The 9308-nt window shown below is 55.2% G+C and carries 9 protein-coding genes; 3 read left to right on the top strand and 6 right to left on the bottom strand.

What is annotated here, in order from left to right; all coding sequences use genetic code 11:
- Positions 1-112 (top strand): DNA-3-methyladenine glycosylase I (locus tag JIN85_RS22115; RefSeq protein ID WP_200271104.1); only part of this gene is annotated, 112 nt, incomplete at its 5' end.
- Here JIN85_RS22115 and JIN85_RS12310 read toward each other — a convergent pair.
- The 4 genes from JIN85_RS12310 to JIN85_RS12295 all read right to left on the bottom strand — a co-directional run bounded on the left by JIN85_RS12310 (position 101) and on the right by JIN85_RS12295 (position 5291).
- Entirely contained in the window at positions 101-2797 is a 2697-nt protein-coding gene (locus JIN85_RS12310) for an ATP-dependent DNA ligase (protein ID WP_200271102.1), read from the bottom strand. The genes JIN85_RS22115 and JIN85_RS12310 overlap by 12 nt on opposite strands.
- A 210-nt stretch (positions 2798-3007) precedes the next feature.
- Positions 3008-3166 carry a hypothetical protein gene (locus JIN85_RS12305; protein ID WP_200271101.1) on the bottom strand — a complete coding sequence of 53 codons (159 nt, stop codon included), beginning with the start codon at positions 3164-3166 and terminating at the stop codon, positions 3008-3010.
- 65 nt (positions 3167-3231) lie between these two features.
- Positions 3232-4254 (bottom strand): aldo/keto reductase, encoded by a 1023-nt coding sequence (locus tag JIN85_RS12300; protein WP_200271099.1) that lies wholly within the window; start codon positions 4252-4254, stop codon positions 3232-3234.
- A 17-nt stretch (positions 4255-4271) separates the two neighbouring features.
- Positions 4272-5291 (bottom strand): metallophosphoesterase, encoded by a 1020-nt coding sequence (locus JIN85_RS12295; RefSeq protein ID WP_200271098.1) that lies wholly within the window; start codon positions 5289-5291, stop codon positions 4272-4274.
- A gap of 87 nt (positions 5292-5378) precedes the next feature.
- Here JIN85_RS12295 and JIN85_RS12290 point away from each other — a divergent pair, with 87 nt between their 5' ends.
- A complete protein-coding gene (locus JIN85_RS12290) occupies positions 5379-6155 on the top strand; it encodes a hypothetical protein (protein WP_200271096.1) in 777 nt (258 codons plus the stop codon).
- A 54-nt stretch (positions 6156-6209) separates the two neighbouring features.
- The gene (locus JIN85_RS12285) at positions 6210-7013 is read left to right on the top strand and encodes a hypothetical protein (protein ID WP_200271094.1); all 804 of its coding nucleotides are present in this window, start codon (positions 6210-6212) and stop codon (positions 7011-7013) included.
- A 67-nt stretch (positions 7014-7080) separates the two neighbouring features.
- Here the strand turns inward: JIN85_RS12285 and JIN85_RS12280 are convergent, their stop codons facing one another.
- Both JIN85_RS12280 and JIN85_RS12275 read right to left on the bottom strand, forming a co-directional pair.
- A complete protein-coding gene (locus tag JIN85_RS12280; protein ID WP_200271092.1) occupies positions 7081-8430 on the bottom strand; it encodes an ATP-binding protein in 1350 nt (449 codons plus the stop codon).
- On the bottom strand, positions 8427-9152 hold the full coding sequence (locus JIN85_RS12275; RefSeq protein ID WP_200271090.1) for a response regulator: 726 nt from the start codon (positions 9150-9152) through the stop codon (positions 8427-8429). Before JIN85_RS12275 ends, JIN85_RS12280 begins: the two co-directional genes overlap by 4 nt.
- Positions 9153-9308: the final 156 nt, after the last annotated feature.

Genomic DNA, 9308 nt, shown 5'->3' with positions numbered 1-9308 from the left:
GGCGGGCTTCAATTTCGTCGGCTCCACCACCATGTATGCCTTCATGCAAGCGGTCGGCATGGTGGAGGATCACACGGCAGATTGTTTCCGCAAAGTACAGCTAAACCAATGATCGGGCGGTCTGAAGGGTATCAATTTCCGCCGGTGCCTTATCGCGCCGGATCGCTTTGATTCGCGGAAACCGCAGCGCCAATCCGGAATCGTGTCGCGCAGAAGAACGGATGGCATCAAATGCGATTTCAAGAACCAGGTTCGGTTCGACGAAATGCTTGCGTCGCTCTTTGCGCAGGGTGAAGCGGCGGAAGTGATCGGTTAGATCTTCGATCTCGTCATCGGTCAGCCCGGAATAGGCTTTGCCGAGAATTTTGAGATCGCCGGTTTCCTCGTCACGAAGCGCGAAGGTGTAGTCGGAAAGCACGTCGGAGCGCTTGCCGTGGCCTTGTTCGGCCGCGACGACCACGCAGTCGAGCGTTGGCATGACTCCTTTCAGTTTGATCCAGGATTTGCCACGCCGCCCGGGTGAATAAGCGCTTTCCGGATCTTTGGCGATGAGCCCCTCGTGGCCATCCTGAATGGATTGCTTGAACAAGGATTCGATTTCGCCCGTGCTGGCTGCCGCTTGCACCTGGATCGCGGAAAATGGTTGCGATAGCTGCATTTGATCCAGCCTTTCGCGCCGTTCCCGGAGGGGGAGTGCGAGCAATTCATCGCCGTTTCGCCAAAGCAAATCGAACGCAATGAATCGGAGTGGCACCGAAAAATCGTGGCCTTGGTCGGTTAGAAAAAGATCGGAGCCTGCCATTTGCCGACCCAGCCGTTTTTGCAAATCCGCGAATCCGAGCTTGCGGCCTTCCGCATAGGCGATGAGCTCGCCATCCATCACGAAGTCGCCATCAAGACTGCGCGCAGCTTCTAACAAATCGGGGAATTCGCTATCGAGTGGTCGCAGGTCGCGCGAGAACAATCCGACCCAATCGCCCTGTTTGTGGAGCTGAGCGCGGATGCCGTCATACTTGGGTTCCAGCCAGATCGGTGCGGAAAATGGCAGCGACTCAAATAACGGCAGATCATCCTCCTCACCGCGCTCCAAGGGTGAGGCAAGCATGCATTTGATCGGGACCAGTGGACGCAAGCTGGCTTCATGAAGCCGTTTTTGGCGGGCGAGAATCGCGGTTTCTCCGATGTTCCCGGTCAGCATGTGCGCATGGCGGACTTCAGCAGCGTCAGCGCCGAATGCCTCGGCGATGGCGTCTTCGACCAATCCCTCCTTGAGTCCGATCCTCAGATCGCCGGTTAACAATTTCACCACGGTCTCGCCCTCCGCCGGGTGCAGGCTGGTCAGCCTTTCCGACAAACGGTTGATCCGCTCGATGGATCCGCTGGATTGGCTGAGCGCGATGAAAAACGCCTCCAGTCCGGGCAGGTCAAGCGGTTCCGGCCTGAGCGGGATTTCCTGAAGTACGAGACGTGCCGTACGAGCGGAGTCATTTTGTGAAAGGGAAATTTCCCGGTAGCGTTCTTCGCGAACGGCGGGGATTTCCAGCAACGCACGGCGAATGGTCGCCGAGCCAGCATGAAGCGGGCGGCGGCCGTTGTGGCGTGGCAGCGCTTCCCCTGTCAGCCAAACTGCGGCAAGTCCCAGGTCCTGTTCGGTTTCCAGATTTTTCAGGTAGTTCGAAAGGAACTCGGTCTTGGCAACGCGGCTGTTGGTTTCTCCAACCAGTCGGCAAAGGTCGCTGAAATCGGCGAGCGAGCAGATCGCCCGGTTGTGACGCGGAACCGTCTGGGTGATCAGGCGTTGTGCGGATTGAGCGATGGAAAGTTCGAGCTGGTCTCCGCCCATCGCGCACCAGGCATCGATGTTTCGCCCGCGCAACTCGGCGGCGAATTCCTTGGCAAATCCGTGCACGGTGAGCACCCGTTTGGGCCGGACACGCTGGATGCACTCCATCAGCCCGGGGTGGTCCGCATGATCGGACAGCGGGATGACCTCATCGACGCGGTAGCGGAATTTCGCGCCCGGCTGCATCGCCCAACCCGTCAGCATCGCCGTGCGTTTTGACTTCAAGCTGCGCATCAGCTTGGATCGTCCGGTGTTTGGCGGAGCAATGATGACGTGCCCCTCCACCGGGTGGCCTTCGAACTCAATCGGTTCCGGCAATCCACTGACTCCGGCCTCGCGGCAGGCCGCGGTCATTGCAGCCACGTTCGGGTGCAACAGAGCGGGAATCCCGTGCTCGGTCAGCAAGGCGAGCGCTTCCTGGGCTTTGCCGAGGGAATAGCCGAAAAGCACCGGCGTTTCACCATCGGCGAAGGTATCGTGAACAAACCGCAGAATGGAGGATTCGATCTCCATCGCATTCGGAAAAACGTAGCTGGGCAAACCGAACGTCGTCTCCGTGATCAGCGTATCGGCTGCCATGAAATTGACAGCTTCTGCCGTGCGGCCGCGCCGGGCTTTGAAATCACCGGTGTAGAGCAGTGAGGCGTTGTCCTTGATGCGGGTGACGTGGAGCATCGCCGATCCAGCGATGTGTCCTGCAGGCAAAAGCTTGATTCTGAATCCGTCGCGAATGATCGGGATTTGAAAGGGAACCGACTCGATGCGGTTTTCTCCGAGGTGAAAACGTTTTTGCACCAACGCAGCAGTGACTTCCGAACACAGGGCCGATTCGTGGCGGGCGAAATGGTCCGCGTGCGCGTGGGAAACAAAGGCACACGGCTTTGCATCCCAAGGGTCGAGCCACAGGTCGAGCTCGGGAAGGTAAAGTCCGCGGTTGAATTGAACGTCGATCAATCGGCGGGAAACTTAGCCAAGCTTAGAGATTTCGCCAACCGAATCACCCGATTCTGGATAAATCCCGAACATTTTTTCGCCCTTCAGAAACTGCGATGAGCTTCTGAATATGAGTGAGCGGCAAAATTGGAATCAGTGTTGGGCCAGGCGATTGCCAAAAGCCGTTCCGATTTTCTGCCAAAGCAGTATCAAGCACTGCCGAGGGCTAGCTTAATAAACCGGAGCGCCGTATTGCTGATCGCTTTGACCGGAACCTTGGATTTTCGATTTCGTCCAATTGTAGCCCTGCTTGATGTCACGGCCGACCCCGATGGTGGTGTTGCATGAAGTCAAGCAGGCGAAGGCCACCAACACGATGAGGAGTTTCATTGGCCTCTCATAGTGCCGGATTATGATTCGGGAAAGTTTAAAATCAGGGATGCTTGGCTAAAATTTCACCCCATCGGGTAAGGGATTTCGCGGCTGACTTGATCGATCGATTCCATGACTTCCGATTCGAGCTTCAAGTCCGCGGCGGCGAAAATCGGGTCGAGTTGATCCTCGCTGGTGGCACCGACGATGGTGCTGGCGACGAAGTCATGTTGCTTGCTCCAGGCAACGGCCAGGGTGACTGGGTGCAGGCCGGCATCGGCAGCGATTTTCATGAACCGCTTGGTCGATTCCTCACTGCGTGGATTGAAAAAGCGGTTGGCCATCGCTTTCTGGCGTGGTCCGCCGTTGGCGATGTAGTCGGAGAAGCGTGCGCCGGCTGGAAGTGCGCCATCGTTGTATTTTCCGGCAAGAACGCCCCCGGCGATCGGGCTGTAGGGCAGCAAGCTGACATTCTCGCGGCGGCAAACTTCAGCGGCCTCGTCCTCGAAGCGGCGGTTGTTGAGCGAGAAGTTGTTCTGGATGGTATCAATCCGGGTGAGGTTCTTTCGATCGGAGGTCCAGAGCGATTTCATCACCCCGTAGGCGTTGTCGTTGCTGGTGCCGATGGCGCGGATTTTGCCTTCGCGGACGAGCTCATCCAGTGCTTCGAGCGTGTCTTCGGGCCGCATTCCGTGGTCCGGCCAGTGGATTTGATAAAGGTCGATGTAGTCGGTTTGCAGGCGGCGCAGGCTGCCTTCTACCGCGATCCGGATGTGGCGGCGATCGAGCGCGGCCTTGCCATTGCGGACCGGTGGGTTGAACCAGCCGTGGGCGGCACCTGCGATTTTGGTGGCGATGATGACGCCGTCGCGCGGTTGGTTTTTCTTGATCCAGCGACCGACGATTTTCTCGGTATTTCCAGCAAGCTCGGCGGTTGGTGGAACCGGGTAAACCTCCGCGGTATCAAAGAAATCGATCCCGGCATCGATCGAGCGATCCATGATGCGGAACGCGGTTTTTTCATCTGCCTGCTGGCCGAAGGTCATCGTGCCCATGCAGATTTCGCTGACGACGATCCCGCTTGTTCCAAGTCTACGCTGTTCCATGCGCCAAGTCTCAGGCGTCAGACTTCCACTTTCCAAGTGAAATCCGTGCCTTTGCTGAATGCGTGGAGTGACTTGCCGTTCAGACCGATGTGGCTGAGGTAGAGCCGGTCTTCTTTAAACGAGAGATGGCTGAATCCGTGTTCGGATTTGGCAACTGCGCCTTTGCGCGGTTTGTCGATGCGGTAAATGCCTGCGCCACCGGCCCCGGAAATCACGAATGAGGTCCGCAGGCCCTCCAGCTCAAGATGCTGCATGTCATGATCGTGCCCGCCGAGGTAGAGATGGACGCCCGCTTTTTCCAGCAACGGACCAATGTCCTTGATCAGCTCGGGCGTATCACCGTGATTGCCATCGGAATAAAGCGGGTGGTGGCCGATGACGACCGTGAATGGAGCGCGTTTGGATTCCAGTTGCTGCTTCAGCCAAACCAGTTGCTCGGCCTGCTTTTCCGCGGAAATCCAGCATGGCGGATTGGCTCCGTGGGTGCGCCGGTTGATGGGTTCCCAGTTGGTATCAATCATCAGGAAAGTGACTTTGGGATCTTTTGCCGGGAGATCGACACGGTAGAAATTGTCAGGCATCGTCCAGCGCGTTTTTCCTTTGCGGAACGCGTTGTAATCCAACTGCATCTGGGCGCCGCCGATGGTGTCGTGATAATCGTGGTTTCCCAGAACCGCCCAGCATGGGTTCGGGAACCGCCGGGATGGATAGAGATCGGAAAATCCGGTTTTCCAGCGTTCGGATTTCACCCCATCGTGAACCGCACCGTAAAAGTTATCTCCCAGCAGGAACATGCCATCAGCTTTTTTGCCCAGGCGGCGCGCATACACGTCCATCGCCTCTGCCACCTTCTTCTGGTCGTTGTTTCCTGCGCCGAAATCTCCCAGCACCATGAAATCCAGATCGCCATTGCGCACCATTTCCGCCGATGCGGTGGAGTTCAGGTTGAGCTGCATCGCCAGGCTTGAGCAGAAAAGCGTCTTGATCAGGCGGCGGCGGGTGAATGTTGGTTCCAGAGGACTCATAGGGTTGGCCACGTATAGGAAATCGAACTTATCGGGTAAATCCGCAATTCCACAGAATGGTTTGAATTTCCGGTCAGCCAACTCAGTCTCTTATTCTTGATGAAATTGAGGATTTACGGATTGGCGGTCGTGATGGGTTGTTTTCTGGCTCCAGCCTCGGTCCGTGCTGAATCTTCGGATGCAATGATCCATTCGGATGATCCGTTCGCCGAGTCTCCGGCGAAGAATGTGGAGTCACGGAGGAACGAAACTCGGCAGGCCTTTCAACTTAGGCTCGAAGTTTGGGAGATGAATGCAAAACAGTTCGTTCGGCAACTTGATCGCATGGAGCAGGGCGCGGACTTCGCTGGATGGCGGCGTGAACTCCTGAAAGATGATTCAGTCTCGTTGGTTCAGGTTTATGCGATGTCCGCGACAGAAAAGTCAGAAAATACTTCATCCTCCCTGCTGGAGCTACTTTATCCGACGGAACACGAATCAGTTGAGATTCCAAGAAAATCCAAACCCTCACCGGGCGATCAAGGCGAGGCTGTTAAGAAATCGCCGTTGGATTGGGTCATGGCACCAAAAGATTTCGAGTGCCGCTCGTTGGGTACGACCTTCGAGGCAGAGGTCAAAGGCGAAAGCGCTGAGACTGGAGTTTGGCGTTTGCGTGTTAGTATGGATGAAACCCGATTGACCGGATACACCAAGTTTGGCGGGAAGGAGTTCGCCATGAAAATGCCAGAATTTTCAGACTTCAGAGCAGGCGGTCTGATTTGCCTCCCAGAAGGTCAATGGTGCTTGCTCACTGCTCAACCAACTCCACCCAAGTTGAAACATGAATCCTTAGATAAAGTTCGCCTGGTTTTGGTGCGCTTGGATCGGTTGAGGTAAACTTTTTTTAAATGGTTGAATAGATTTGATAGAAATGCGTCAGAGCCAATTAACATGAAAACCTATATCTCGCTTATTACGGTTGCAGTTGGATTATTATCTCCATGCACGAACCTCCTGGCTCAAGAGGAGGAAAAACCAAATGAGTCCACTCCCACGGAAGTTGTATCCGATCCGTTTGCGCCCACCCAGATGAGGTCCAATGATGAGCAAACGCAAAAAATACTCGATCAACGCTCTTCCGAGAAGCCGGTGGCATTCCGGCTGAGGCTCGAAATTTGGGAACTCGATACCAAGCAGTTTGCCCTACAATTGGACGATGTGAAGCCTGGTTCGAACTTCAACGCTTGGCGTGATGCCAGTTTGGCGAGTGATGCTGCTGCTCTTTTAAATACACCCGCTGTGAGGGTAGAAACGGGAACTAAGTCCACCGTAGAGTCGATTCTTGAGCACATTTATCCGACGGAATATGAACCGCCAGTCGGTGATAAAAATGAATCGTCCCCAGCGGCTGATACGCTCCCGATGCCACAATGGGCAGCGGTTCCTACGGCATTTGAGACTCGAAATACCGGCACTACTTTGGAAGCCGTAGTGCGTAGCGTTTCCGGTGAGACTAAAACGTGGGATATCTGGCTGTCATTGGAATCGGTGAAACTGGAGGGAGATTCTGAATATGGTTTTCCTCTGATGGGGATTAAGATGCCGGATTTCAGCTCATATCGCGCAGGTGGCATCTTGCGTCTGCAAGAAGGCGCCTGGCAACTGCTCTCAGCCCAATCAGCACCGCCCAACGTAGACGGCTCGCCGACCGGCAAAACACGGGTGTCGATAGTTCGTTTGGATCGGGTTCGGTGAACTTGCGATAGGTTGGCTCTTCGACAAAGAGCCAACCCAAATCGACCGGAGTGCCCAGGTCATGATATTAATTCGGTAAATAAAGGCGAACCCTCGAACCATCTAACACCTGAATATCTCCTCCATGGCTTCTGACAATGGAGCGGGCTATGGATAATCCGAGCCCGGCTCCGCCGGTGCTGCGGTTTCGGGAATTTTCCAAGCGAACGAATGGCTCGAAGACCCTTTCACGATCCTCCAGCGCGATGCCCGGGCCATCATCTGCAATGATGACCTGAAGTCGTTCGGGGGTTGTGATCAAGCTGACTCTTGCCCGCTTTCCATAGCGGATGGAGTTTTCGATCACATTGCGGAACGCCCGCCGCAACGCACCGGGACGGCAGCGATATACCACGCGTTCCACTTCGGTGAAATCAACCTGCCAGCCGAGTTCAACCAAATCCGCGCAAAGGCTGCCTAGCAAGGCATTCATATCAGTTGCTCGCGTCTCTTCCTGGGTGGCGTCCTCGCGTGCGAATGCCAGTGTTGATTCGGCCATGGCTTTCATTTCATCCAGTGCTGAAATGAATTGTTTCCGCATTTCCTCGTCCTCAATGAACTCTGCCCGGAGACGCATGGAAGTGATCGGTGTTCTTAAATCGTGACTGATGGCGGCAATCATTCTGGTACGATCTTCGACGAAACGGCGTAGCCGGGATTGCATGCGGTTGAAGGCGGTCGAAAGTCGGCGAATGTCATCCGGTCCGCTTTCTGGAAGCTTTGGTATTTCCTCGCCCCGACCTAACGATTCCGCCGCTTCTGTTAGACGACGAAGTGGTAGGCCGACTCTCCGTGCGGCCAGAATCGAGACCAAGGAAAGCAACAGGATGGTGATGGCGAGGGATCCATAATAGTCCGCTGCAGGCTGTGCGATCGCTTGTGGCTTTGCCGTTACCGCATTCAGCCAAGCTCCATCCGATACGGGAACCGTTAGGCCAAAGCCATTCCAGGGTTTTAATTGCATCAATCGGACATTGGCGGAGCCAAACTGGGAGGTGTTGGCCAGCATTTCCCATTTGATTTCAGGCTGAATCTGAACCTCTTTAGGTTCCGGCGGTCGCCATGACTCAAGCAAGTGGACGCGTGCGATTTTCTGCCATTCGATCGGGCTATCAAGAGGTTCGCTGCTGACCCAATAGCGCGTCAAACCGGTGCTGGTTGCCCGCAATATTTCCGCATGCAATTCCGGGGAGACCGTCTTGACCAAGCGTCCTACGGATGCCGATCGCGCTAGAAATTCATCGCGCCGGAGCTCGAACATCGATCTCTCCTGCTCTGCTCGGAAAATGAATGAATACAGAATTTGCGAGATCAAAAGGGCGAGCAGGATCAACGCCACCCACTGGCCTGTCAGGCTGCGCATCCAGAATCGTTTCATGCGCGCGAAACAGTTCCGGTGAAACAGTATCCATCGCCCCAAAAAGTTTTGATCAGGGACGGACTTTTCGGGTCCAGCTCGATTTTTTTTCGAAGTCGGCTCACCTGATTGTCGATGCTTCTGTCCCATACATCGGCTTCGCGGCCGCTGGTTAGATCCAGAAGTTCATCGCGGCTCAAGACTTTGCCGGGATGTTCCAGGAAGACACTTAATAGCCGGAATTCCGCGGAGCTGAGAGGTATCGAAACTCCATCGTCACCGGTTACTTCCTGGCGTGTGACATCCAGCACGCGATCTTCAAATCGGAGCTTGGTTCCATGTTCGACGGTGATTCGGTTCTCTTGTGATCCCGCTTGGGAGCGGCGGAGCACCGCGCGGATCCGCGCTAGCAGCTCACGAGGATTGAAAGGTTTTGTTAGATAGTCGTCAGCGCCGATTTCAAGGCCGATGATTCGATCCGCGTCCTCTGCCACCGCTGTCAGGAAAATCACGGGCAGCTGGGTGAATTGCCTCAACTCCCGGCATAGAGAAAAGCCGTCTTTTCCCGGCATCATGATATCGAGGACCACCAGATCGAATACTTCCGTCTCTAACAATTTTAGGAATGCTGCGGCGCTCTCTCCCTCCGTGACTTGGTATCCATGCTGTTCCAAATAGCGGGCGACCAGTTCGCGAATTTCCTGATGATCATCGACGACGGCGATGTGGGGAAGGGTATCCATGAAGCAATCGGTGGCAATTTAACAAGCTGTCCGTCAAACAGCCCGATTAATATTGTAGCAAAGTGTGTCAAGGTGGGGCCGTATGACTACAATTTGCGACAATAAATCCGCAGGACCGGCACGCATTCCACTCCGACCCATGTTAGAAATCGCGCG

The sequence above is a fragment of the Luteolibacter pohnpeiensis genome (assembly GCF_016595435.1).
Taxonomy (GTDB): Bacteria; Verrucomicrobiota; Verrucomicrobiia; order Verrucomicrobiales; family Akkermansiaceae; genus Luteolibacter; species Luteolibacter pohnpeiensis.
Note: the sequence above shows the minus strand (reverse complement) of the source record. Positions and strands in the feature narration are given on the sequence as shown.